Origin of the sequence: Dyella sp. (assembly GCF_051962475.1) — a bacterium.
GTDB lineage: Bacteria > Pseudomonadota > Gammaproteobacteria > Xanthomonadales > Rhodanobacteraceae > Dyella_A.
In genome coordinates this window covers 61,474-86,299 of the sequence record NZ_JBQCCF010000069.1, presented here as the reverse complement: position 1 = coordinate 86,299, position 24,826 = coordinate 61,474, and the positions used below count along the sequence as shown (strand labels likewise).

Sequence of the window (24,826 nt, the reverse complement as noted above, 5' to 3'; positions counted from 1 at the left end):
CAGCGCGTGTAGCATGTCGGCGAAAGGCATTGCGACGGAGCGGATGACATGACGCGCGGCACATGCGCCCAACGAAGCGGGCACAACGGGCGGTCATCGTGTCAGGCTATGCGTTGGTCCTTCTCGCCAGTGACGCCCAGCGACGCCATGACGACAGCATCTTCCTCACCGACCTATCTTCGCCGCCTCGGCACCTGGGACGCTGCCGCGATCGTGATCGGCGGCGTGATCGGCGCCGGCATCTTCCGCAACCCGGCCACCGTGGCCGAGCGCACCTCGGCGGGTTGGCAGGTGCTGCTGCTGTGGGCGATCGGCGGCCTGCTCACGCTGGCCGGCGTGCTGTGCTACGCCGAACTGGGCGCGCGCCGTCCGCAAGCCGGCGGCACCTATGTCTACCTGCGCGAGGCGTTCGGCAAGCTGCCTGCGTTCCTGTTCGGCTGGACCATGGCGCTGATCAACTACCCCGGCAGCGTCGCCGCGGTGGCGACGACGTTCGCTGATTATTTCTGCGCGGCGCTGGGATTTCCCGGCAGCTTCGTCAAACCCGTCGCGGTGGGATCGATCGCCTTCATCGTGGGCATCAACCTGTTCGGCATCCGCGCCGGGGCGTGGGTGCAGAACATCTTCACCGTGCTCAAGCTCGCGGCGATTGCCCTGCTGGTGGTGGTCGGGCTGATCCTGGCGCGCGGCCACCTGGGCAGCGCGCTGGCGGCCGATCCCGTGCACCTGGCCTCGCCCGGCGACTTCCTCGGCGCGTTACTGCCGGTCCTGTTCGCCTACGGCGGGTTCCACTATCTCAACGACCTGGCCGGGGAAGTGCGTGACCCGCAGCGCACGCTGCCGCGCGCGCTCGGGCTGGGCATGGCCGGCGTGGTGGGCAGCTACCTGCTGGTGAACTTCGCCTATCTGGCCGGGTTGGGGCATGCCGGCCTGGCCGCCAGCGCGGCACCGGCGGCCGATCTGCTGCGCGATCTGCTCGGCCCGTCCGGCGCCACGATCATGGCCCTGGGCATCGCCTGCTCCACCTTCGGTTACTGCGCCATCGCCATCGCCGGCGGCGCGCGCGTGCTGCAGACCATGGGCAGCGACGGCATGTTCTTCAGTGCGGTGGGGCGGATCGATCCGACCAGCCGTGCGCCGCAGGTAGCGCTGGCCACGCTGGGCGCGTGGGCAATCGTGCTCACCCTGTCGGGCAGCTTCGGCCAGCTGCTGGACTACACCACGGTCGGCGAGTGGCTGGCGCACGCGTTCGGCATCGCCACGCTGTTCTGGTATCGCCGGCATCTGGCGCAGGAGCCCTCGCCGTATCGCGTGCCGTTCTACCCGGTGCTGCCGCTGGTGTTCGTGGTGACGGTGCTGGGCGTGATCATCGCCACTTCGATCCATGCGCCGCGCGATGCGGGCATGAGCCTGCTGATCATCGCGCTGGGCGTGCCCGCGTTCTACGGCTGGCGCTGGCTGGAGCGACAGGCGGCCGGCTGATTCCCCGATCCGGGCGGCCGCGCTACGCTGGCCGGGACGCGATCGCCCGGCAAGGGGTCGGCGACGCGGGTCATTTCGCCTGAGGGGATGTCATGGGGAGTGTCTTCGGAGTGCTGGCAGGCATGAGCCTGCTGGCCATCGTGCTCGTGGTGGTGGTGGGCATCGCGATCGCCGCGCTGCTGCTGACGGTGTCGTTCCGGCTGGTGGTGGGCTCGATGCCCTCGTACCTGCGAGCGATGGGAGCGGTAGTGCTCACCGCGCTCGCCTCGGCGGTGGCGCTCGGCCTGGCTCACGCGCTGCTCGGCGGCGGCCGGCTGCTGGCCTTCGTGGTGCAGTTTCTGGTGGGCGCGGCGATGGTCAACTGGCTGCTGCTGGACGGCACCGGCCTGCGCATTGGCTACGGCAAGGCCTGTCTGGTGCAGCTGGTCTACCTGGTGATGGAAATCGTCATCGGCGTGCTGCTGGCGATCGCCATGGCCGTGCTGTTCGGCGCGGCCGTGATGTCGATGCACCACTGAGCAACCGGATGCGACGAGGGTGGTGACGCGCCCTCGTCGCCGGCGAAAGCGGGATCAGGCCAGGCTGGTGGCGACGCCGAAGGCGATCGCCATCACCGCCGCCACCGCCAGGCAGGCGCTGGTGGGGCGGATGCGCCGCGCGTCCACGCGCGGAATCAGCTGCCACAGCAGCGCCACGCCGATCAGCATGTCCACCACCAGCACGCCACGCAGCGCGTTGCTGGTGAGCAGCGCGCCATAGGGCGGACGCACGTGGCCCTCGTGCACGGCTACCGCGCCCACCATCGCCATGCCGGCCATGGTCCACAGCAGGCAGGCGAGGTACACGCGGTTGAACACCACGCCGATGCGCTCGTTCCAGCGCAGCAGCGGCCAGGCGATCAGCGAAAAGAACAGGGCGAAGATCGAGCTGTACAGCACCCACCACAGGAGGGTGCTGAGCACGGTGAGCAGGGTCGTCATGCAGAAGCCTTGAAGCCGAGCCGGCGCAGCAGCTTTTCCATCAGCCACGCCGGTCCGACCAGCAGATATGAGAGATCGGTGAGGAAGCTCGGCCGGCGCCCTTCGAACTGGTGTCCGACGAACTGGCCGATCCACGCCACCACGAACACGATCAGCGCGCTCCAGCGCAGGTAAGTCGCGCCGTAGCGGTTGAACAGCAGGCCGGTCAGCAGGGCCAGCAGCGCGAAGGCCAGCAGCAGCGCGCCGCCGAGCCGGTGCGAGCGTTTCCAGTACCAGGCGAAGGCCAGCACCATCGCCAGCACCGCCCACGCGCCCGGCTGGAGGAAGCGCGATGGCACCGGGATCGTCCACAGTAGCGCGACAACGCTCCACACGATCGGCGGCACGCACAGCCAGTGCAGGCGCTGGTTGACCGGGTGCTGGTGATCGGCGCTGTAGCTGTCCAGCCAGTCCTGCATGGTGCGCATGGCGTGCCTCCCGCGGGGTGTTCAGTCGATGGAGATGCCGGCCAGCCGCTGCAGCGCCTCGGCGTACTTGGCCGAGGTACCGGCAATGACCTCCGGCGGCACGTGCGGGCCGGGCGCGGTCTTGTTCCAGTCCAGCGTCTCCAGGTAGTCGCGCACGAACTGCTTGTCGTAGCTGGGCGGGCTGATGCCCACCTGGTACTGGTCGGCCGGCCAGTAGCGCGAGGAGTCGGGCGTGAGCATCTCGTCCATCACGTACAGCTTGCCGTCCTCGTCGGTGCCGAACTCCAGCTTGGTGTCGGCCAGGATGATGCCGCGCTCGGTGGCGTAGGCGGCGGCCCAGCGGTAGATCGCCAGCGTCGCGTCGCGCACCTTGTCGGCCAGCTCGCGGCCGACCGCATTCACCACGGCGTCGAAGCTGACGTTCTCGTCGTGGTCGCCCACGGCGGCCTTGGTCGACGGGGTGAAGATCGGCTCGGGCAGCTGCTGGGCCTGCTTGAGGCTGGCCGGTAGCGCGATGCCGCAGACCGCGCCGGTGCGCTGGTAATCCTTCCAGCCCGAGCCGATCAGGTAGCCGCGGGCGATCGCTTCCACCGGCACCGGCTTCAGGCGGCGCGTCACCACCGCGCGCTTGGCGTACAGCGCCAGGTCGGTGCCGGCGGGCAGCACGTCGGCCAGCGGCACGTCCAGCAGGTGGTTCGGCACCAGGTGGGCGGTCTTGGCGAACCAGAAATTGGAGATCTGTGTGAGCATCTCGCCCTTGCCCGGGATCGGATCCGGCAGCACCACGTCGAACGCCGACAGGCGATCGGTGGCCACGATCAGCAGGCGCTGGCCGGGCAGGGCATACACATCGCGCACCTTGCCGCGGTGGATCAGCTCCAGGCCGGGCAGGTTCGATTGGGACAGGGTGGTGGGCACGGGTCGGTTCCGGGTGGGGCGGGCGCGGCATAGTGTAACGGCGCGGCACCCGGCCGGACCGGCGGCGAGGGCGCTGGTAGACTGGCGCGTCTTCCATCCCGTGTGTTGCCGATGCGAACCGTCCTGATCGCGGCGCTGTGCCTGGCCGCTTCCGCTGCGCCCCTGCGGGCCGAGATGCCCGCCCGTCCCGCCCGCCTCGGGCTGTGTGCCGCCTGCCACGGCGAGCACGGCATGGCGCAGATTCCCGGCGCACCCAACCTGGCCGGACAGAAGCTCGATTACCTGCGCGAAGCGCTGAAGCAGTACCGCGACGGCCGCCGCAACGTGGCGCTGATGAAGGCCGCGATCGGTCCGGTCAGCGACGCCGAGCTCGACCAGCTGGCGCAGTGGTACAGCGCGCAGACGCCGGTGGCGGCGCAGCCATGAGCTACACCTACACCTTCTGGCTGGCCGTGGTCGGCCTGTTCCTCGGTCATGGCTTGCCGGGCGCCATCGTCGGCGCGCTGATCGGTTTCGTGCTGGACAACATGCGCTACAGCCAGCGCCGCAGCGCGGTGCCGGAAGCCGGCGGCTTCATCCGCCCGCTGTTCGCTTTGCTTGGCGCCGTGGCCAAGAGCGACGGCCGCGTGTCGGAGGCGGAGATCGCCATCGCCGAGCGCCTGATGACGCGCATGGGCCTGGAGGCCGCGCAGCGGCAGGAGGCGATCGCCAGCTTCAACCGCGGCAAGATGCCGGAATTCGACGTGTCGCCGACCATCGGCGAACTGCGCGACTGGGTCGGCCTGCGCCGCGATCACGCCTTCCCGGTGCTCGACGTGGTGATCGAGACCGTGCTGGCCGAGGGCAACCCGCCGCCGGAGAAGATGGCGATCCTGCGTCAGCTGGCCTTCGCCATGCGCGTGAGCGACATGGAGCTGATGGCGCTGATGGCGATGAAGGGCTACGCCTGGAACGCCACCGGCGGCGGGCCACGCGGCGGCACCGGCAACGGCGGCGGCTACGTGCCGCCGCACCGCTCCACCGGAGGCCCGGATCCTTACGCCGTGCTCGGCGTGCAGCGCGATGCGGACGAGCGCGCCATCAAGCGCGCCTACCGCAAGCTGATCTCCGAGCATCACCCCGATCGCCTGGGCGACCTGCCCGAGGATATGCGCAAGCGTGCCGAGGCGCGCGCCAGCGAGATCAATGCCGCCTACGAGCGCATCAAGGCCGAGAAAGGTTTCAAATAGGAGGCGGCGTAGGAGCGCACCGAAGTGCGCGAAAAGCCTACGAAGAGATGACGCCACACATTCCGGTCGCGCACAAGGTGCGCTCCTACAGAGATCGAGCCATGAGCAAGCAGTCCCCCATCATTGCCCCGTCCATCCTCTCGGCCGACTTCGCCCGCCTCGGCGAGGACACCGCCAAGGTGCTCGCCGCCGGTGGCGACTGGGTGCACTTCGACGTGATGGACAACCATTACGTGCCCAACCTCACGATGGGCCCGATGGTGCTCAAGGCGCTGCGCGACTACGGCATCAGCGCGCACATCGACGTTCACCTGATGGTCAAGCCGGTCGACCGCATCGTGCCGGACTTCGCCAAGGCCGGCGCCAGTTCCATCAGCTTCCATCCAGAGGCCAGCGAGCATGTCGACCGCACCATCGGCCTGATCAAGGAGGCCGGCTGCCAGGCCGGGCTGGTGTTCAACCCGGCCACCCCGCTGAACTGGCTCGACCACGTGCTGGACAAGCTCGATTTCGTGCTGCTGATGTCGGTGAACCCGGGCTTCGGCGGGCAGAAGTTCATCCCCTCGGCGCTGGACAAGCTGCGCGAGGTGCGCCGACGCATCGACGAGAGCGGTCGCGCTATCCGGCTGGAAGTGGACGGCGGCGTGAGCGCCGACAATATCGGCGCCATTGCCGCAGCCGGTGCCGACACCTTCGTCGCCGGCTCGGCGATCTTCAACGCGCCGGACTACGCCGCGGCGATCGCCGCCATGCGCCGCGCGATCGGCTGATCGCCGCCGGAACACGCAAAAAGAAGTCCCGGAGCCGCAAGGCACCGGGACAAGCGTCGTCGGACGCGTCAGGGAGATCACCAGAGTGGGCGCCGCCCCGCCGCTGCACCATGCCGGTGCCACGCGACGGGTTCCACGGCAATGGCGCGACGCCACTCAGAAGATTGGAACCGCGTCCGGCGGCGATGGTTCCCGCCTGTTCAGAATTTTCTTGCGATGAAAAAAATCCCCTCGCGCGGAGGGGGAAGGAACGGCCATGAAGGTCGGGGGAAACGGTTTGAACGGGCGGGTTGAACAGGCGTTACAGCGGCTGCCACTCCGGATCGGGCTCCTGCGCGCCTGGCGCCGCCGCGCTTTCCTGCGCGGCGGCGACGCGGCCTTCCATGGCATCGAGTCCGGAAACGAGTGTGAATTTTTCGTGCGATGTCATCAGGCGTCCTCCTCAGTGCATGCCCATCACGAGCCCGAGCAGCAAGGCGCCGATCGCCAGCACCACGCGCAGCGGTTCGAAGCCGTGCAGTTCGGCATTGCGGTCGACGTCATCGGCGGCGGGGCGGGCCATGGGAAAGTCCTTCGGTTGCGGGCGGCGGTGTCCATCAGGCGCCCGGCACGGGCACGGCGGGCGGCATATTGCGGCCGGTGGGGCGATCGCTTGGGGCAAATCGCGGGCACAGGGCGAAAGCGGCTTGCACCGCGCACCCACGCATAGCACGCTGCGCGCCATCCACTCACGGACGCGAAGGAAGTCGATCCCATGGGCCGCAGCATCGCCATCGTCGAAGACGAACCGCTGATCCGCGCCAACTACGTCGAGGCGCTCAATCGCTTCGGCTACGACACCCGCGGCTACGGCTCGCGGCAGGAGGCGTCGAGCGCGTTCGCCATGCGCCTGCCGGAGCTGGTGATCATCGACATCGGGCTGGGCGACGAGCCGGAGGGCGGCTTTGACCTGTGCCGCGAGCTGCGCGCTAAGTCGCCCACGCTCCCGATCATCTTCCTCACCGCGCGCGATTCGGATTTCGACGTGATCTCCGGCCTTCGCCTGGGCGCGGACGACTACCTCAGCAAGGACACCAGCCTGCACCAGCTGGCCGCACGCATCGCCGCGCTGTTCCGCCGCATCGCCTCGATGCAGGCCCCGGCGGCCAGCGAGACGGTGATCGAGCACGGGCCGCTCAAGCTCGAATCCGAGCGCATGCGCATTACCTGGAACGGCGAGGAGATCCCGCTCACGGTGACCGAGTTCTGGATGGTGCACACGCTGGTGCGCTTCCCCGGCCACGTGAAGAACCGCGACCAGCTGATGCGCGAGGCTGAGCTGGTGGTGGACGACGCCACCATCACCTCGCACATCAAGCGCATCCGCAAGAAGTTCATCGCGCTGGCGCCGGAGTTCGACGCGATCGAGACCGTGCACGGCGTGGGCTACCGGTGGAAGCCGTGAGGCGATGGCTGCTGCTTGCGTTGCTGTTCGTGCTCGCCGGGCCCGCCTGCGCCGGCCAGTCCATCCTGGCCAGCGGCGCGCGCGACGGCAGCACGCCGGCATGGACGGTCACCGGCGTCGGCCCGGAGGGCTGGACAGCGGACTGCTGCACCTATGCCCGCGCCATCGGCGTGGATGCGGTCGTCTATCGGGGTGAGTGGACAGGCGAACCGCAGCGCGTGATGGTGCTCAACGTCTGGCCCGCCAAGCTGCCAACGCTGGACGCCGAGCTCGCCGCCGACCGCGCGCGCTATCACCAGCATGATCCGGCCGGCCGCGACACCACGCTGGCCATTGCGCACCCGCGAATGCATTGCGCCGCCAACGTGTACGAAGGCAGCGACCATATCGACGACATGGTCGTGTTCTGCGATCCAGGCCAGGCCAGCGGCGTACGGCTGAGCTGGTCGATGACGCTGTCCGCCAACGAGCCGCAGCGACGCGCGCTGCTCGATGCGCTGCTGCGCGTGGTGGCAAGTACCACCTATCGCCGCGGCGCAACCGCGCTGCCGGCCATCGCCCGGCCCTGATGCTGCGCCGCTTCGCGCCATGACCCTGCGCCGCAAGCTGCTGCTCGTTGCGCTGTGCACGCTGGCGCTGCCGGTGGCCGGCTGGCTGTACGTGCGGCAGATGGAAAACCTGCTGCGCGACGGCCAGGCGCAGGCGCTCACCGCCTCGGCGCGCGCGGTCGCGCGCAGCCTCGCCGTCACCGGCGCCATGCTGCCCGAGGGCGGTGCGGGCTGGTACGTGCAGAACGCCGACACGCCGATCACCGTCGACGGCTACGGCGATGACTGGGCGCCGCTCACGCCGTGGAGCGAGCCGGTGGGGACGCGCGGCAAGCTGCTGCTGGCGCGCGACGCCAGCTGGCTCTACCTGTGGCTGGACGTGCGCGACAGCCGCCGCACCCGCGCCGAGGTCGACGATCCGCTGGTACTGCGTGCCGACCACGTGGTGCTGGCCTTGGTGCGCGGCAGCGCGCAGCGACGCTATCTGCTGGCCAGCGCAGCGCCCGGTCCGATCAGCGCGCGCCCGCTGGATCCGCCAGTGGACGGTCTGCCGGACCTGCTCACCGCGCAGTGGCAGGAAGACGGCAGTGGCTATCGCATCGAGTTGCGCCTCCCGCGTGCGGTCGGGGTCAGCGCGCTGGGCATCGGCGTGTTCGACCCGGCCGATGGCGGCGATCCACTGGCCGTCGAGCAGCGTCCGCTGCAGGCGTACTCGCGCACGCTCTCGGACGAACTGGCGCAACTGGCGCCGGACAACGTGCATGCCCGCGTGCTGTCGCCCGACGGTTGGCTGCTGGCGCAGAGCGGCCGGCGCGACGCGGATCGCGATCAGGGCGCCCAGCCGGGTTGGTTCGCTGCGCTGATCTATCGCTCCCTGCTGGCCGATCGCGTACAGGCCTCGCAGCCGTGGATGCAGGATGCGCCGCGCCTGCTCACCGACGAGGTGACCCAGGCCCGCCACGGCACGCCGGCCGCGGTGTGGCGTGATGGCGAGACGCGTGCCAGCGTGGTGCTGGACGCAGCGGTGCCGATCGAGCACGCCGGCCGCGTGCGCGGCGTGCTGCTGCTGGAGCAGGCCAGTCGTGCGGTGCCGCTGCTGGCCAACCGCGCGCTGTTCGGCCTGCTGCTCACCAGCTTCGCAGTGCTGCTGGTGGCCGGCGGCATCCTGCTCGCCTTCGCCACGCGGCTTAGCCTGCGCCTGGGCAAGCTGCGCGACGCGGCCGAGCGGGCGCAGGCCGCGGATGGCCGTCTGGATGGCCTGTTTCGCCAGGGCCGCTTTCCGCTGGCCGATGCGCCGGACGAGGTCGGTGACCTCGCGCGCAGTTTCGAGAAGTTGTTCGAGGCGGTGGGCGGCTACACCGATTATCTGCGCACGCTCGCGTCCAAGCTGTCGCACGAACTCAACACCCCGCTGGCGATCGTCAAGTCCTCGCTGGACAACCTGGAGCACGCGCTCGATGCCGAGGGCGGCGTGCCGGCCGGCGCGGCACCGTACCTCGATCGCGCGCGCGACGGCACCGCTCGCCTGGGCATGCTGGTGCGCGCCATGAGCGAAGCCAGCCGCATGGAGCGTGCGATCGCCGCCGCCGAGCCCGAAGACGTCGACCTGCGCGACGTGGTGCGTGGCTGCGCCGACTCCTACCGCGTGCTGGCCGGCACGCGGCGCTTCGACTGCGTGTTGCCCGAGGCGCCGCTGCCGTTCCACGGCGCGCCCGAGCTGATTGCGCAGGCGCTGGACAAGCTGTTCGACAACGCCCTCTCGTTCACGCCTGCCGATGGTTGGCTGCGGCTGGAGCTGCATGCGATCGACGGCGGCGCGCAGATCACCCTGGTCAACCAGGGGCCGCTGTTGCCCGAGGCAATGCAGGCACGGCTGTTCGATTCGCTGGTGAGCCTGCGCGACAAGGCCACGCCCGGCGACGCGCCGCATCTGGGCCTGGGCCTGTACGTGGTGCGGCTGGTCGCCGAGCGCCACGACGGCGTGGCGCTGGCACGCAATCTGGACGACGGCAGCGGCGTGGCGTTCACGCTGCAGCTGTTCGGTATGCCGCGTCCGCGGCTATAGCGCCGGCGAGTCGAGGTGGAAACGCACCGGCACGCTGGTGGTGGCCGCGGTGGCGCCACCGTCGGGGCGTAGCGCGCGGAAGCGCCACTGACGGGCGGAAGCTACCGCGGCGGCATCCAGCTCGGGAAATCCGCTCGATTTGGCCACCGTGACTTCACGCGGTAGGCCGTCAGCATCGATGGTGAGCATCAGCAGCACGGTGCCCTGGTGACGTTGCCGCAGCGCCTCCTCCGGATAGCGCGGCGGCGGGCGACTGATGATCTCCACCGCCACCGGTGCGCTGGTGGCGCCATAGGCCAGCACCCAGCCGCCGTCGCCGCGCTGCAGGTGCGTCTGGTAGGTCTCCGGCTCACCGCAGCCACCGGCACGGCCATCGCAGCGGCGCAGGCTGTAGGCGAGCTGGCCCTGCCCATCGAGCGTGAAGTCGGTCAGCTGGGTGCGGCGCGGGTCGATCGGCGTATCGATCGCCGTGCCGACGAACGCGCCGTGACGAAACACGTAGAGCTGCGCGGCGCTGGGCTGGCAGTGGTCGTCGCGCTGCACGATCGCCTCGGCTACGTAGTCATCGCCGCTGCGCTGCGCGCGGCCGGTCAGTGTGCGCTGGCCGCCAGCGAGCAGGAAACGGTCTTCGTCGTTCTGGGCAGCGCTGCCAGCGGGGCAGGTGGCCGTGCTCGCTGGGGCGGCAGCCGGCAGCGGCTGCAGTGGGCGTGAAACGTAGCGCACCGGCGGCGCGCTGGCTGCCGGCGTGGCGGCGCGATGCTGGTGCCACAGCAACGCCAGCACCAGCACCGCGGCGATGCCGCCGAGCCAGGCGAAGGGGCGGCCGCGACCACGCCGGGCGCCGGGCGGCAAAGGCGGTGGCATGGCGCCGGGCCCGGGCAGCGGCGGCGGTGTGGCAGCGAGCGGCAGCGCCTGCCAGCTGGCGTCCCCATCGTGGCACCAGCGATCGCCGGGGCGGGCGTACTGGTCACGCGCGCCGGCCGGCAGCGGCCCGAGCACGCGCTCGCCGCGCAGCAGCCAGATCAGCGCCTCCTCGTCGCGGTGCACGCCCGCTTCGGTGCCCAGCGCCCTCAACTGGCTGGCCTGGTCCTGCGCCGTAGCCTGGTCGAGGCCGCGCCGGATGATCAGTGGCGCGCGCTGCCACACCTTGTCGCGGAAGGCGTCCGGCGACATGCCGAAGGCGTCAGCCAGCCGCGCCTCGACGGCGCCGGCATCGGTGGCGAGGTGATGGCCCGCAAGCACCAGGCAGAACGTATCCATGCCCGCGTTTCCCTCCGGTGGGTGCGCGACAGCTTACCCAACGCGCGCCTCGTCGCCATCCCGGCCCGCGCTGCGGCGTGCAGTCGCGCACCGCGATGACCGCGCGGGCGCGCGGTGGCGCGGCCTCGCCCCTACAATAGCCGTCTGTTTGGATCAGCCGGACCCACGCCACGTGATTTCCCGAGACGAATTCGACGCACTGGTGGCCCAGGGCCACACGCGCATTCCGCTGGTGCGCGAGGTGTTTTCCGACCTCGACACGCCGCTGTCGGTGTACCTGAAGCTGGCCGATGGCCCGTACACCTTCCTGTTCGAATCGGTCGAGGGCGGCGCCACCTGGGGACGCTATTCGATCATCGGCCTGCCGGCGCGCCGCGTGTACCGCCTGCGCGGCCACGAGCTGGAGGTGGAAGACGCCGGCGAGGTCACCGAGCGTCGCCATCTGGACGATCCGCTGGCCGAAATCGAAAAGCTCCGCCAGCAGTACGACGTGCCGCGGTTGCCGCAGCTGCCGGCCTTCTCGGGTGGCCTGGTCGGCTACTTCGGTTTCGAGACGATCGGCTACATCGAGCCGCGCCTCGCGCAGTGGGATCGCCCCGACGAGCTGGGCACGCCCGACGTGCTGCTGATGCTGGCCGAGGAAGTCGCGGTGTTCGACAACCTCAAGGGCCGGCTGTACCTGATCGTGCACGCCGATCCGTCGCAGCCGCACGCCTATGCGCAGGCGCAGCGTAGGCTCGACGCGCTGGTCTATCGCCTGCGCCAGGGCGGCGCGTCCTACCCACAGCTCACCCAGTCGGTGGCACTGGACGAGAGCGACTTCAAATCCTCCTTCACCAAGGCCGAGTTCGAGGCGATGGTGGAAAAGGCGAAGGAATACATCCGCGCCGGCGACATCTTCCAGGTGGTGCCGTCACAGCGGCTCAGCGTGGGCTTCAACGCGCGGCCGGTGGACGTGTACCGCGCGCTGCGTGCGCTCAATCCCTCGCCGTACATGTACTTCGTCGACCTCGGCAAGACGCAGATCGTCGGCTCCTCGCCGGAGATCCTGGCCCGGCTGAAGGACGGCAAGGTCGTCGTGCGCCCGATCGCCGGCACGCGCAAGCGCGGCGCCGACGAGGCTGAAGACGCCGCGCTCGAAGCCGAGCTGCTGGCCGATCCGAAGGAGCGCGCCGAGCACGTGATGCTGATCGATCTGGGCCGCAACGACGTGGGTCGTATCACCGAGACGGGCAGCGTAGCGGTCACCGAATCCTTCGTGGTCGAGCGCTACTCGCACGTGATGCACATCGTCAGCCAGGTCGAGGGCGAGCTACGCGGCAAGCTCTCGTACATGGACGTGCTCAAGGCCACCTTCCCGGCCGGCACGGTCAGCGGTGCGCCGAAGATCCGCGCGCTGGAAATCATCCAGGAGCTGGAGCCGGTCAAGCGCAACATCTACGCCGGCGCGATCGGCTGGATCGGCTGGTGGGGCGACGCCGACACCGCCATCGCCATCCGCACCGCGGTGATCCAGGACGGCCGCCTGCACGTGCAGGCCGGCGCCGGCATCGTCTACGACTCCGATCCGGCGTCGGAGTGGGAGGAGACGATGAACAAGGGCCGCGCGCTGTTCCGCGCCGTGGCGCAGGCGGCGAAGGGGCTGTGAGGTTTTTCGCCAGAGAAGCATTTCGAATCAAAGGAGTGAGCATGAAACGAGCTTTCGGCTATTTGCTGGCGCTGTTGGTGTCCCTGAACGTGCATGCCCAGGTGAACGCCATTCCCAGCGCGTCGCACATCCTGGTGCGCGGGCATGCGGAAACCACCTATCTCCCCGACCGCTTCTCGATCAACCTCAAGGTTCAGGTGACGGATCCGCTCGCTGACCATGCGCGCGAGCGTGTGGAAAAGCATATGGCTGCGATCTTTGCGGCATTGGAAGAAGCCGGGGCGATGACGGGCCACACGCAGGCGAGCACCCTGCAGATCGGCCCTGCGTCCGAATATCGCGACGGCAAATCGGTCTTCCTCGGTACGCAGGTGACGCGCAACGTTGCGGCAACCTTCGACGCCATGCCGAAGCTTCGCGAGTTCCTCAAGGGCCTGCCCGCTGGGGAGGAGGTGCAGGTCATCGGCACGGGCGCAGGTAGCAGCCATCTCGATGCGATCATGCAGGCGCTGCGTAAGCAGGCCATGGCCAATTCGCAGGAATCGGCCAAGCAGATTGCGCAGGCCTATGGCGTGCAAATCGTCGGCGTATACAGCGTGTCCGAGGTGGCCCCTGATTTTGCCTATGGTGTGCAGGCCGGGTCATGGGGTAGCAGCTCCCGCTTTGCTGGTGGGCAGATAGAGCCCCCGGCGCCACCGGCCCCGCCGTCGTACGACAACGGTCAAGCTGTGCCGCCGGATCTGCGAGTGGGGACCCTGCGTGCGCAGCAGGACATCTACGCCGTGTACCTGATCGGCAAGCCATGAATGGCTGGCGGATGACTCTAGCCGCGATGGCGGTCCTTTCCGTCCAGTCAGCTTGGGCCGATGGCGCGCCGCGGGTACCGGCCTGGCCCGACACCGCGCTGGCCCGCACCGAGGCACTGGCGTTGCTGCAGACGCTCAACGCCGATCTGCTCAGCCACGACAGCGCCACGTTGACGCTCGAGCGCTGGTGCGCCGCGCATGGCATGGCGTCGCCGGCCAAGGTGACGGCCGAGCCTATGCAGGGTGCGTCGCGCGATCTGCCGGCTGATCTGCGTGCCGCGCTCGGCATCGGTGCGGATGAACCGGTGGCCTATCGCCGGGTGGCGCTGCGCTGCGGTGGCCGCACACTGTCGGAGGCGGAAAACTGGTACGTGCCCGCGCGCCTCACTGCCGCCATGAACCACACACTGGAAACCACCGACGCGCCATTCGGCAAGGTGGTGCAGCCACTGCATTTTCGTCGGCGCACGCTGTCGGCCGAGCTGCTGTGGTCGCCGCTGCCGGCGGGCTGGGAACGCGCCGGAAGCTTGCCCGCTGATCGCCCGGGCAAGCTGGCCATGCCGCACCGGCTGCTGCAGCACCGGGCGCTGCTGGTCGATGGTGACGGCCACCCGTTCAGTGCGCTCATCGAGACCTATACCGAGCAGGTGCTGGCCTTCGATCCGCCGCGGTCCGTTCCCTAAAGCCGCCACGGTCCGCGCCCTAAAGCCGGCGCGATTGCAGCCGCTATCGGTAGGCCTTCCGCGGAGTCTCCGCGCCGGATCGCCAGGGACCGCCATGAACGAACCAGACCTCAGTCGACTGCCATACCGCCGCCCGCCGATGACGCGAGGCATCGATCCCCAGCGCATCAACTGGCTGTGGCGGTTGATCTGTGAGTTGGGATCGGTCGACTCGCGCGAAGTGATGGAGGCGCTGCATGCCGCCCAGGTGCCGGTGGACCTGCGCCGGGTGGACAGCTGGACGGTGAGCGATCGCGAGGCGTCGTTTTTCCCGATCACGCTGGCCGAGATGGAGCGCAACCTGCGTTGTGTGCTGGCGCTACGCCACGCCCGCTCCGAGGCCAGCAAGGAGCTGCAGCGCGCTGTCGCCGTGGCGCCAGCCGCCGCCGCGGAGGACGACGGCGCGACGGGCGGCGGCGAAGACGATTCCGCACCGCTGGAGTGGTGAGCCGGCCCTGACGGGGCCGCGTCGCATTCCCTGCGATGCCGGTCGGTTGTGCTGTGCGCCCGTCGCGCACCGCTATCATCCCCACGATGCACATCGCCCCCACGGACGACCTCAGCCGCGGCCTCGTGATCTATCGCGCGAGCCGGCTCGAAGCCCTGCTCGATCCGCTGCTGACGCTGCTCGACAGCGTGCCGCCGGCGCACGTGCTGGCGCCGCAGACGGTGATCGCCGCACACCCAGGCATGCGCCACTGGCTGGCCGGCGCGCTGGCGCGCAAACGTGGCCCGGGCGGCATCGTCGCCAACCTGCGCATCTCGCTACCCAGCAGCTGGCTCGACGAGCTGGCGCTTACCGTGCTCGGCAGCGGCGCGGTGGCGCTCACGCCGTACCGGCGCGACCGCCTGCGCTGGCGCATCCACGAACACCTGCCGGCGATCGACGAGGCCCGCGTGCAGGGCTACCTCGCTGGCGGCGACGCGGCGCGCCGTCGCTACCAGCTGGCCGACCGGCTGGCGCGGCTGTACACGCAGTATCTGGTGTACCGGCCGGACTGGCTCGACGCCTGGGAGCACGGCCGCGACGACCTGCCGGAACCCACCTTCATGGCGCCGCTGTGGCGCCAGCTGCGCGCCGATATCGGTCTGCCGCACCGCGGCGAGCGGGTGCAGGCGCTGGTGCGCGAGCTGGCGCGCGATCCCGCCCGCCACGCCGGCGACGAGCCACTGCACCTGTTCGGCATCAGCCACCTGGCCCCGGCCGAGCTGGCACTGCTGCGCGCGGTGAGCCAGCTGCGCCCGGTGGTGCTGTACGTGCCCGATCCCTGCCGCGAGTTCTGGGCCGGCCTGCGCGGCGAGCGCGAGCAGTTGCGCGAGTTGGCCGCGCGCACCGATTTCAGCGCGGCGTCCGAGCAGCATTTCCTGCAGATGGGGCATCCGCTGCTCGCCGCCTGGGGGCGCATGGGCCAGCACTTCATGCTGAACCTGCAGCGCTTCGACGACGCGGTGGCGATGGACGTGCGCCACTGGCAGGACGAGGCACCGCCCTCGGACGAGAGCCTGCTGCAGCGCCTGCAGGAGAGCCTGCGGGCGCTCGATCCGGCGCTGATCGATCCGCTGCGAGGCGGCACCGGCGCGGCGTTGGCCGACCGCTCGCTGCGCGTGCACCTGTGCCACACCCGCCTGCGCGAGCTGGAGGTGCTGCGCGATGCCCTGCTCGCCGAGCTGGCCGCGCGGCCGGACCTGAAGCCCTCGGACATTGTTGTGATGGCGCCGGACATCGCCGCCTACGTGCCGCTGCTGCCGGCGGTGTTCGGCGAGGCCGGCCGCCACCAGGGACCGCTGCCCTACCACTTGGCCGACGTGGCGGTGGCGCGCACGCACCCGCTGCTCGACGCGTTCAGTCGCCTGCTGGCGGTGCCCGAATCGCGGCTCACTTCGCCGGAACTGCTCGATTTGATGCAGGTGCCGGAAGTGGCCCGTGCATTGGGTTTGGGCGAGGGCGATATCGACACGCTGGCGCGCTGGCTGCGCCAGGGCCGCGTGGCCTGGGCGCTGGACGGCGCTTTCCGCGAAGGCTTCGGCGTGCCCGGCATCGACGAGCACACCTTCGCCTGGGGCATGGACCGCCTGCTTGCCGGCTACGTGCTGGGCGACGCCGACACCGGCGAGCACGGCTGGGCGCTGCCTGACGGCGAGCTGTGGCCGGTGGAGGGCGTGCACGGTCCGCAGGCGGCGATCCTCGGTGCGTTGGACCGCCTGCTGCTGGCGCTGGCCGAGCTGCATCGCGACGCGTCCGAGCCGCGCACCGCCTCGGCCTGGGCGACGCGGCTGGAACGCCTGCTCGACACGCTGTTCCGCATCGATCCGCGCGACCGCGAGGCGGTGGAGGCGCTGTCGTTGCTGCGCCGCTTCCTCCAGGCGACCAAGCTGGAGACGGCCGACTGCGGACTCGATCCGCTGCTGGAATTTTCCGTGGTGCGCGAGGTGCTGCGCGAACGGCTCGCCGCCGCGCCCGAGCGCCAGCGCTTCCTGCTCGGCGGCGTCACCTTCTGCGGCATGGTTCCGCAGCGCGCGATCCCGTTCCGCGTGGTCGCCGTGCTCGGCCTCAACGACGGCGAGTTCCCGCGCGGCCCGGGCGACGCCGGGCTCGACCTGATGCAGCGCCACCGCCGCCTCGGCGACCGCGACGTGCGCAGCGACGACCGCTACCTGTTCCTGGAAACGGTGATGGCCGCGCGCGAGGTGCTGCACCTGTCTTACATCGGCGAGGGCGTGCGCGATGGCAAGCCGCGCAATCCGGCCGCGCCGCTGGCCGAGCTGCTGCAGTGCCTTGACGACCAGGCCGGCCTGCGCGGTATCGACGCCGACGAGGACGACCAGCCGCCGGCCGCCGGCGCGCCGCGCGTCATCCACCGGCCGTGGCGCATCAAGCATCCGCTGCAGCCCTTCGATCGGCGCTATTTCGACGGCAGCGATCCGCGCCTGTTCACCTTCGATGGCAGCAGTGCGGGCATGGTGCGCGGCACGCCGGCCGGATCGTTCCTCGACGGCGGCGACGATGTTGCCGGCGAGGTGCCGGGACCCATCGCGCTGCGCGAGGTGCAGGCCTACTTCCGCGATCCCGCGCGCCAGCTGCTGGCGCGCCAGCTCAATATCCGGCTCGACGCGCTGGAGGACGATCGCCTGCAGGCCGACGAACCGCTGCAGCCCGGCTTCAGCGCGCTGGACCAGGTGGGGCGACGGCTGTTCTTCGAGGCGCTGGGGGAAGGCCGCTTTGAGCTTTCAGAGTCGCCGCCCGCCTGGTTGCGGTTGAGCGGCATGCTGCCCGGTGGCCGACTCGGTCTGGCCGCCTGGACGGCCGAACGCGAGGCGGTGAACGCACTGCTGCGCACAGCGCAGGCGCATCCGCTGTTCGCCGGCGCGCTGCCGCAGCGCCAGCCGTACGCGCTGGCGCTCACGGTGGGCGAACACGCGGTGGAAGGGGTGCTGGAGCGCGTGTTCGTGACCGACGACGCGCTGTGGCTGTTCGAGGCCTGGCCGGGCAAGAAGGCCGAGTCACTGACGTTCGCCCAGCGCGTGCCGCTGTTCCTGGAGTGGGCGTTGCTGCGCCTCGCCGCCGATACCGCCACGCCGGTGCGGGTGGCGGTGTTCACCGCAGACGAGCAGACCGATGTGGGCGGACCGTTCAACGAATGGGACGAGACCCTGAGCGTCGCGGCGCCGGAGACGGCGCGCACGATGCGTGAGGCGCTGGCCGGCCGCGTTGCCGCGCTGCTGGCGATCTGGCGGCAGGCGCAGCGCCAGCCGCTGCCGTACTTCCCGCGCACCAGCTGGGCCGCGCTGGACGACAAGCCCGACGCCGCGCGGCAGGCTTGGGAGGGTGGGTTCAATACCGGCGAGCGCGACTACGCGCCCGGCTACGCGCGCCTGCTCGCCGGCGAGGCGAACTTTGCCGACGGCCAGCCGCCGCACGCCGAACTGCAGGCGCTGGCGCTGCGCCTGGCGCATTTGATCGACCCGGCCACGCTGGGCGAGGTGAGCGCATGACCGGCACCGCCGGACGCGCCGCCGCGCTGGACTGGAGCCGCCTGCAGCTGGTGGGCGACGGCCGCACCCTGATCGAGGCCAGCGCCGGCACGGGCAAGACCTGGACCATCGCCGTGCTCTACCTGCGCCTGCTGCTGGAGCAGGGTTTGAGCCCGCGCGCCGTGGTGGTCACCACGTTCACCGACGCCGCCGCGCAGGAGCTGCGCGAACGTCTGCGCGCCAAGCTGGTGTGGGGCGAGATGGCTGCGGCGGACTGGCAGGCTGGTGTCGCCGACACCGCAAGCGGCCCCGACCTCGCCTGGCTGCAGGCGCGCTGGCAGGACGATCCTAACCAGGCCGAACACGACCGCCTGCGCCTGCGCCTGGCCCAGGCCGAGCTGGACCTGGCGCCCGTGGGGACCATCCACAGCCTGTGCCGGCGCATCCTCGGCGATTTCCCCTTCGAGAGCGGCGCAGGCTTCCAGCTGGGCGAGATGGTGTCGTCCGAGGCGCTGCTGGACGAGTGGTCGGCGGACCTGTGGCGACGGCTGCAGCAAGGCGAGGTCGCGGTCCCGGAAGCGCCCGCGTCGCTGGCCGCGCTGCGTCGCCAGCTCAAGGCCTACCTGCAGCCCGGCGTGGCGTTGTGGGCGCCCGATGCCGCGTGCCTGGAGCGCGAGTTGCCCGCTTCGCACGCGGACGCACTGGACGCATTCATTGCGAACAAGGCCAACTTCCAGCCTTCGAAGCGCGCACTGAAAGGTTCGCTGCAGGCGCTGGCGAAGTGGCTGCGCGAGCGTGGCGATGTGCCCAAGGCGTCGGACATCGCCAACCTGCTCGCAGCAGAGGCTGCCGCGAGCGGGCAGCTCGCTCCCGCCGCACTGGCCGCCCCGGGAACGCGTGATCTGCTCGCCTTCGCCGCCCGCGCCGGCCGCCTGTTCGAATACGCCGCCAAAGCCGACGAGGTGCGCGCCTGGCAAGGCTGGCTGGCGCAGGTGCAGGCTTGGCGCGAGGAGCGCCTCGCCGCACGTGGCCAGCTCAGCTTCGACGAACTGATCGCGCGCGTCGGCAACGCGCTGGCACGCGAGGACCGCGCGTTGGCCGACCGGTTGTTCACCGCGTGGCCGGTGGCGCTGGTGGACGAGTTTCAGGACACCGACGGCCAGCAGTACGACATCCTGCGTGCGATCTACAGCGACGCCGCGGGCGTACCGCGCGGGCGGCTGGTGATGATCGGCGATCCCAAGCAGGCGATCTACCGCTTCCGCGGTGGTGACATCCACACCTACCTGCGCGCCGCCGACGGCGCCGATGAGGTGCTGCGGCTGGACACCAATCACCGCTCTTCACGCCCGCTGGTGGCGGCGCTGAACCAGTTCTACGAAGCCGCTGGCGAGGTGTTGAGCGCGGACCCGGAAGGCCGCATCCGCGTCGAGCCGGTCAAGGCCAGCGGCCGCCGCGACGCCGCGCCTTACACCGTGGACGGCTCGCCCGTGGCGCAACCGCTGCAGTTTCACTGGAAGCCGGACTACCCCGCCTCCGTGCCCGCGCGCTCGCGCGAGGCGCTGGATGCCTGCGCGCGGCAGATCGCCGAGCTGCTGGCCTCCGGTCGCCATCGCATCGGCGACCGCGTGGTGCAGCCGGGCGACATCGCTGTGCTGCTGCCCGGCAACCAGGACGTCACCGACTTGCGCGCGCGGCTGCAGCGCCTGCGCGTGCCCTGCGTGGGCGCGGGCCGCTCCAGCGTGTTCGCGCTGGACGTGGCGCGCGAGCTGCAGATCCTGCTCTACGGCATCGACCACGCCAGCGACGAGGGCGCGGTGCGCGCGGCGCTGGCGACGCGGCTGTACGGACTCGGCTTCCACACGCTGAGGGCGCTGCGCGAGCAGCCGGAAGCCTGGCTCGACTACGAGCAGCAGTTCCAGCAGTGGCGAGCGCGCTGGCAGCGCGAGGGCGTGCTGGCGGTGGTGCGCGAACTGATCGAGCATGCGGCGCCTGCGCTGTTGGCGGGTGACGACGGCGAGCGCGCGCTCACCGACCTGCGCCATCTTGGCGAACTGCTGCAGGCGCAGGCCGATCAGCTGCACGGCAGCGAGCAGTTGCTGGCCTGCTTCGCCCGTCAGCGCGAGGGCGAGGCTGCCGGTGGCGACGCGGCGGACGAGCAGCAGCTGCGCATCGAGTCCGACGCGCAGCGCGTGCGCCTGATGACCCTGCACGCGAGCAAAGGCCTGGAGTTCAACCTGGTGTTCCTGCCGCTGATGTGGGGCCACACCCGCAACGCCAACGACACCCTGCCCGTGATTGACGAACTGCTGTGCGGCCGGCGCGTGATCGGCTTCGGCAAGGCGGCCAAGGCGCAGTACGACCACGAAGGCCAGGACGAGCGCTTCCGCGTGCTCTACGTGGCGCTGACCCGCGCCGTGTACGCCTGCCATGTCTACGTGCTGCCGCCGGATCGCCCGGCGCGGGCCAACAGCGACAAGCCGGCTACTGATCCCGAGCGCGCGCCGCTGGACGTGGCGACCGAGCGCCTGCTCGCCGCGCAGGCCGCCGGTCTCGATCTGGCAACGGCGGCGCCGCAGCTCGGCTGGTCCACCGATGGCTGGCCGTGGCGCGGCGAACGCCTCGCGCCGGACGTGGTGGAGGAGGGCGAGCGCGTACCGCGCCAGGAACCGCCGCCGCACCCGGACGCGCGCGTCTACAGCTTCTCCAACCTGATCCGTGGCGCCCACGAGGGCGCGCTGGAAGACGCCGCCGCCAGTGACGAGGCGCCGGCGGCCGATGCCGCCGCCGAGGCACTCGACGCCATGCTGCCCGCCGCCGAGCCGGCGCTGCCGCATCCGGAACTGCAGGCGCTGGCGGCCATCCGCGGCGCCGATATCGGCAACGCGCTGCACGCGATGTTCGAGCACCGCACCATCGGCGAACCGATGACCCGCCAGCTCGGCCTGATCGATCGCGAGCTGCGCGATGCCGGCGTGCCGCTGGACGAGCGCGAGCGCCCGGCGCTGATCGAGCGCATCGCGCAGCGGCTGCAGGCCAACCTGGAAGCCGAGCTGCTGCCCGGCCTGCACCTCGGCGACGTGCCGCCGCAGCGCCAGCTGGCCGAGATGGAGTTCCACTACCAGCTCGACGGCGCCACCGTCGCCGCGCTGCGCGAGGCCTGCGCGCGCCACGGCGAGCCGGCGCTGGTGCCGTTTACCGCGGTCAACCAGCTGCGCGGGCGGATGACCGGCAAGATCGACCTGATCCTCGAACACGATGGCCGCTTCCACGTGCTCGACTACAAGAGCAACTACCTCGGCGACCGTCTGGACGGCTATACGCCCGACGCGCTGCGCGTGGCAATGGACGACCACCAGTACCGCTTCCAGGCGCTGCTCTACACCGTGGCGGTGGACCGCATGCTACGCCAGCGCCTGCCGGGCTATCGCCGCGAGCAGCACCTGGGCGAGGCGATCTACCTGTTCGTGCGTGCGGTGGGGCTGGCGCCACACGCTGGCATCTGGCGCCACCGTTTCGACGATGGGCTGGTCGACGCCGCCGACGCGGCACTGGCCGGGCGCCTCGAAGGAGTCGCCGCATGAGCGCCTACCGCTTCGTGCCCTCGCCGCTGGAATTGACCGATGCACCGTGGCGCCCGCTCGACCGCGCCGTGCTGCGCTGGACGCTCGGCCACGGCGGTTCGCCGCTGCTGGCGAAGATGGCGGCGTGGGCCAGCTATGCCGATGGCGAGGGCGACACCGCGCTGCCGCTGTCCGGCGACGGTCCGGGTCGCCACGGCATGCCGCGACCGGATGCCGAAGCGCTGGCTGCGCTGCGCGCCGAGCCACTGGTCGGCGACGGGCACGTGCCGACGCCGTATGTGATCGACGCGGACGAGCGTTTCTACCTGTGGCGCAACCACGCGCACGAAGTCGCGGTGGCGGACGCGGTGCGCGCGCGGCGCGCGGCGGCCGCGCCCACGCCGGTCGACGAGGCGCTGATCGACACCCTGTTCCACGGTAACCGCTCCGACACCGTGCAGCGCCAGCGCGAGGCGGTGGCGGCAGTCGCCGGGCGCCGGCTGTTCGTGCTCACCGGCGGCCCCGGCACCGGCAAGACCACCACCGTGCTGCGCATGCTGCTGGCGCTGCAGCGACAGGCCGCCGACACGACACTGTCGATCCAGGTCGCCGCGCCTACCGGCAAGGCGGCACAGCGGCTGGTGCAGTCGCTGCGGCAGGGCAAGCAGGCGCTGGCGTCTCAGCTCGACGACAGCTGGAGCGCCGCGCTGGCGACGATCCCCGACAGCGAGGCGCTGACCCTGCATCGCCTGCTCGGCTACGACCCGCGCCGCAACTGCTTCACTCGCGACGCCGCGCATCCGCTGGCCGCCGACGTAGTGGTGGTGGACGAGGCCTCCATGGTCGACCTGGCGATGCTGCGTGCGCTGCTCGACGCGGTGCGGCCGCAGGCCACCCTGGTGCTGGTGGGCGACGCCGATCAGCTCACCTCGGTCGCCGCTGGTTCCGTGCTGATGGATCTGGTGAGCGCGTTCGAGGCCGATCCGCGCGGGGATCTGGTGCGGCTGGAACACAGCTTCCGCGCCGAGCGGCAGCTGGTGCCGATCAACCAGGCGGTGCGACGGGGCGACGAAGGCGCGCTGCGCGAGGCGATGGCCGCCGCCCGCGACGACGCGCGCTGGCGTGACGTGGCTGATGCCGCGGCGCTGCGCCGTGCGCTGGCCGGCTGGTGCGATGCACTGGCCGCGCTGCCGATCCGTCCCGCGCTGCTTCCCCGCGACGAGGCCAACATCGAGGCGCGCGCGGCAGCGGCCGTGCAGGCGCTGCGCGCGCTGGCGCAGCGGCAGCTGCTGTCGGCGCTGCGCGAGGACGCCTTCGGCGCGCTCGCCCTCAACGGCTGGATCGAGCAGCGCCTGAAGCAGCTCTGGGGCGTGCCGCCGGACCGCCACTGGTACGCCGGCCGCGCCGTGCTGGTGACCCGCAACGACTATGCCGCGCGGCTGTACAACGGCGACGTCGGCCTGTGCCTGGCCGAACCGGACGGTTCGCTGCGCGTGTGGTTCGAGACGGTGGACGAACACGGCCGCGCCAGCGCGCGCAGCTTCGCCCCCGGCACGCTGCCGCCGCACGAGGGCGGCTTCGCCATCACCGTGCACAAGAGCCAGGGCTCCGAGTACGACCTCGCCGCCGTGTTGCTGCCCCCCGATCCCGAACACCGCCTGCTGTCGCGCCAGCTGCTCTACACCGGGCTGTCGCGGGCGAAGCGGCAGGTCGAGCTGTGGGGTACGGGCGAGGCGGTCGCGGCGGCGCTGGATCGGCCGGTGCAACGCGCCGGTGGGTTGGCACCGCGGTTATCGCGGACTGGCGACGGGGGCTGAGCGCATGGTGCGCCGTGCTGCTCTGGTCGTGCAGCAGCGTGCGCACGTGACGCTGGATATCACTGGCGCGATGAAGCTCTATATCTGCGCAGAAGCCCAAGAGCTGTCATTCCCGCGAAAGCGGGAATCCATCTAGCTCTGATGCAGCGGTCACCGTGGATTCCCGCTTTTGCGGGAATGACGGCAAAGTGGGCGGTGCTTCCGGTTGGCCGCGTCCAGTTTTCCCGGGCCGGGTGAGGCGCACAGTCATTGCCATTGCCATTGCCATCGCCATCGAACACGGCAATAACGGAAAGGTGTGAGGGACGCTTCTAGGGGCTACTTTCGGTCTCTCTGGCCGCAGAGGGCACACAGGCATTGCCGCCGCCGTCGATCCGCTGCGCCAGGTTGTAGAGGATGCGCGCATCCTCGGCATCCAGCGTCTCGCCCTGCATCGCGCGGAAGTGGTGGTGGAACGAGCGCACCGCGCCCGGGCGGTCGTCCAGCGGGTAGCCGACCACGGCCAGCGCCATCCACGGATCGAAGCCGGCGGGCGGATCGCACAGCGGCCCCTGCGGCCACAGGCCGAAGCCGGCCTGGGCCAGCGTGCTCCAGGGGAAGTACGGGCCGGGGTCGTCCTTGCGCGTGGGCGCGAGGTCTTCGTGGCCGATGATCTGCGTGGGCGGGATTTGCAGCCGCGTGGTGAGGTCGCCGAGCAGGCGCAGCAGGCTGTCGACCAGCGGCTGGCCGAAGGGCTCGTGGCCGTTGTTGTCCAGCTCGATGCCGATCGAAGCGGAGTTGAGGTCGGTGATGGTGCCCCAGCGCCCGCCGCCGGCGTGCCAGGCGCGCAGTTGGTCACTCACCAACTGGTAGATGTGGCCGTCCTTGCCGATCAGGTAGTGCGCACTGACCGGCCCGCCGCTGTTGCGCGTGCGCAGGGTGTCCAGCGCCTGCTGCGCCGAGTCCTCGTTGGTGAAGTGCACCACGACCAGCACCGGCCGGCGGATGTCGTGGTTGGGCGAGGGCACCCAGGTCGCCAGCGGATTGCGTGGCGGCGCGTGGGCGCAGGCGGCGAGCAGGGCGATGCCGGCGAGCAGGCCGAGCTGGCGGATCGTGCGGGGCAGGAGCGAACGGGACATCGGAGCAGCTTTCCTTC

The 24,826-nt window shown here is 70.6% G+C and carries 21 protein-coding genes; 15 read left to right on the top strand and 6 right to left on the bottom strand.

The window, feature by feature from the left end; genetic code table 11:
• The first annotated feature begins 147 nt into the window (after nucleotides 1-147).
• Both ACTHJF_RS15600 and ACTHJF_RS15595 read left to right on the top strand, forming a co-directional pair.
• A complete protein-coding gene (locus ACTHJF_RS15600; RefSeq protein WP_440254442.1) occupies nucleotides 148-1,482 on the top strand; it encodes an APC family permease in 1,335 nt (444 codons plus the stop codon).
• Between the two features lie 122 nt (nucleotides 1,483-1,604).
• Complete coding sequence (locus ACTHJF_RS15595) at nucleotides 1,605-2,000, top strand: hypothetical protein (RefSeq protein ID WP_440267917.1); 396 nt, start codon at nucleotides 1,605-1,607, stop codon at nucleotides 1,998-2,000.
• A gap of 54 nt (nucleotides 2,001-2,054) precedes the next feature.
• Here ACTHJF_RS15595 and ACTHJF_RS15590 read toward each other — a convergent pair whose 3' ends face one another.
• Genes ACTHJF_RS15590 through ACTHJF_RS15580 form a run of 3 tightly spaced genes read right to left on the bottom strand, consistent with a single transcriptional unit; the run spans nucleotide 2,055 to nucleotide 3,847 of the window.
• A complete protein-coding gene (locus ACTHJF_RS15590; RefSeq protein WP_440267916.1) occupies nucleotides 2,055-2,462 on the bottom strand; it encodes a hypothetical protein in 408 nt (135 codons plus the stop codon).
• On the bottom strand, nucleotides 2,459-2,929 hold the full coding sequence (locus ACTHJF_RS15585) for an Mpo1 family 2-hydroxy fatty acid dioxygenase (protein ID WP_440267915.1): 471 nt from the start codon (nucleotides 2,927-2,929) through the stop codon (nucleotides 2,459-2,461). The genes ACTHJF_RS15590 and ACTHJF_RS15585 overlap by 4 nt, the downstream gene beginning before the upstream one ends.
• 21 nt (nucleotides 2,930-2,950) lie before the next feature.
• Nucleotides 2,951-3,847 carry a phosphoribosylaminoimidazolesuccinocarboxamide synthase gene (locus ACTHJF_RS15580; protein ID WP_440267914.1) on the bottom strand — a complete coding sequence of 299 codons (897 nt, stop codon included), beginning with the start codon at nucleotides 3,845-3,847 and terminating at the stop codon, nucleotides 2,951-2,953.
• 111 nt (nucleotides 3,848-3,958) lie between these two features.
• Here ACTHJF_RS15580 and ACTHJF_RS15575 point away from each other — a divergent pair, with 111 nt between their 5' ends.
• The 3 genes from ACTHJF_RS15575 to rpe all read left to right on the top strand — a co-directional run bounded on the left by ACTHJF_RS15575 (nucleotide 3,959) and on the right by rpe (nucleotide 5,846).
• The gene (locus tag ACTHJF_RS15575; RefSeq protein WP_431634488.1) at nucleotides 3,959-4,273 is read left to right on the top strand and encodes a c-type cytochrome; all 315 of its coding nucleotides are present in this window, start codon (nucleotides 3,959-3,961) and stop codon (nucleotides 4,271-4,273) included.
• Nucleotides 4,270-5,076, top strand: a complete 807-nt coding sequence (djlA, locus tag ACTHJF_RS15570) for a co-chaperone DjlA (protein ID WP_440267913.1) — start codon at nucleotides 4,270-4,272, stop codon at nucleotides 5,074-5,076. Before ACTHJF_RS15575 ends, djlA begins: the two co-directional genes overlap by 4 nt.
• Before the next feature lie 101 nt (nucleotides 5,077-5,177).
• Nucleotides 5,178-5,846: a ribulose-phosphate 3-epimerase gene (gene rpe, locus ACTHJF_RS15565; protein WP_431634486.1), complete on the top strand. Its 669-nt coding sequence runs from the start codon at nucleotides 5,178-5,180 to the stop codon at nucleotides 5,844-5,846.
• Nucleotides 5,847-6,147: 301 nt separating this feature from the next.
• Here rpe and ACTHJF_RS15560 read toward each other — a convergent pair whose 3' ends face one another.
• Complete coding sequence (locus ACTHJF_RS15560; protein ID WP_440267912.1) at nucleotides 6,148-6,276, bottom strand: hypothetical protein; 129 nt, start codon at nucleotides 6,274-6,276, stop codon at nucleotides 6,148-6,150.
• Nucleotides 6,277-6,600: 324 nt separating this feature from the next.
• Here ACTHJF_RS15560 and pdsR point away from each other — a divergent pair, with 324 nt between their 5' ends.
• Genes pdsR through ACTHJF_RS15545 form a run of 3 tightly spaced genes read left to right on the top strand, consistent with a single transcriptional unit; the run spans nucleotide 6,601 to nucleotide 9,903 of the window.
• Nucleotides 6,601-7,290 carry a proteobacterial dedicated sortase system response regulator gene (gene pdsR, locus ACTHJF_RS15555; RefSeq protein ID WP_431634484.1) on the top strand — a complete coding sequence of 230 codons (690 nt, stop codon included), beginning with the start codon at nucleotides 6,601-6,603 and terminating at the stop codon, nucleotides 7,288-7,290.
• Nucleotides 7,287-7,859 (top strand): hypothetical protein, encoded by a 573-nt coding sequence (locus ACTHJF_RS15550; RefSeq protein WP_440267911.1) that lies wholly within the window; start codon nucleotides 7,287-7,289, stop codon nucleotides 7,857-7,859. The genes pdsR and ACTHJF_RS15550 overlap by 4 nt, the downstream gene beginning before the upstream one ends.
• 19 nt (nucleotides 7,860-7,878) lie before the next feature.
• Nucleotides 7,879-9,903, top strand: a complete 2,025-nt coding sequence (locus ACTHJF_RS15545) for an ATP-binding protein (protein WP_440267910.1) — start codon at nucleotides 7,879-7,881, stop codon at nucleotides 9,901-9,903.
• Here the strand turns inward: ACTHJF_RS15545 and ACTHJF_RS15540 are convergent.
• Nucleotides 9,898-11,163 (bottom strand): energy transducer TonB, encoded by a 1,266-nt coding sequence (locus ACTHJF_RS15540; protein ID WP_440267909.1) that lies wholly within the window; start codon nucleotides 11,161-11,163, stop codon nucleotides 9,898-9,900. The genes ACTHJF_RS15545 and ACTHJF_RS15540 overlap by 6 nt on opposite strands.
• Before the next feature lie 172 nt (nucleotides 11,164-11,335).
• On the opposite strand from ACTHJF_RS15540, the gene trpE reads away from it, so the two are divergent.
• The 7 genes from trpE (at nucleotide 11,336) to recD (ending at nucleotide 23,691) form a co-directional block, all read left to right on the top strand.
• Complete coding sequence (trpE, locus tag ACTHJF_RS15535) at nucleotides 11,336-12,811, top strand: anthranilate synthase component I (RefSeq protein ID WP_440267908.1); 1,476 nt, start codon at nucleotides 11,336-11,338, stop codon at nucleotides 12,809-12,811.
• Nucleotides 12,812-12,852: 41 nt separating this feature from the next.
• Nucleotides 12,853-13,617 (top strand): SIMPL domain-containing protein, encoded by a 765-nt coding sequence (locus ACTHJF_RS15530; protein ID WP_440267907.1) that lies wholly within the window; start codon nucleotides 12,853-12,855, stop codon nucleotides 13,615-13,617.
• A gap of 11 nt (nucleotides 13,618-13,628) precedes the next feature.
• On the top strand, nucleotides 13,629-14,300 hold the full coding sequence (locus ACTHJF_RS15525) for a hypothetical protein (protein WP_440267906.1): 672 nt from the start codon (nucleotides 13,629-13,631) through the stop codon (nucleotides 14,298-14,300).
• A gap of 94 nt (nucleotides 14,301-14,394) precedes the next feature.
• On the top strand, nucleotides 14,395-14,787 hold the full coding sequence (locus ACTHJF_RS15520; protein ID WP_440267905.1) for a hypothetical protein: 393 nt from the start codon (nucleotides 14,395-14,397) through the stop codon (nucleotides 14,785-14,787).
• Nucleotides 14,788-14,873: 86 nt separating this feature from the next.
• Nucleotides 14,874-18,332, top strand: a complete 3,459-nt coding sequence (gene recC, locus ACTHJF_RS15515) for an exodeoxyribonuclease V subunit gamma (RefSeq protein ID WP_440267904.1) — start codon at nucleotides 14,874-14,876, stop codon at nucleotides 18,330-18,332.
• On the top strand, nucleotides 18,329-21,895 hold the full coding sequence (locus ACTHJF_RS15510) for a UvrD-helicase domain-containing protein (RefSeq protein WP_440267903.1): 3,567 nt from the start codon (nucleotides 18,329-18,331) through the stop codon (nucleotides 21,893-21,895). Before recC ends, ACTHJF_RS15510 begins: the two co-directional genes overlap by 4 nt.
• Nucleotides 21,892-23,691 carry an exodeoxyribonuclease V subunit alpha gene (gene recD / locus ACTHJF_RS15505; RefSeq protein ID WP_440267902.1) on the top strand — a complete coding sequence of 600 codons (1,800 nt, stop codon included), beginning with the start codon at nucleotides 21,892-21,894 and terminating at the stop codon, nucleotides 23,689-23,691. Before ACTHJF_RS15510 ends, recD begins: the two co-directional genes overlap by 4 nt.
• Nucleotides 23,692-24,002: 311 nt before the next feature.
• Here recD and ACTHJF_RS15500 read toward each other — a convergent pair whose 3' ends face one another.
• Complete coding sequence (locus ACTHJF_RS15500; protein WP_440267901.1) at nucleotides 24,003-24,809, bottom strand: N-acetylmuramoyl-L-alanine amidase; 807 nt, start codon at nucleotides 24,807-24,809, stop codon at nucleotides 24,003-24,005.
• Nucleotides 24,810-24,826: the final 17 nt, after the last annotated feature.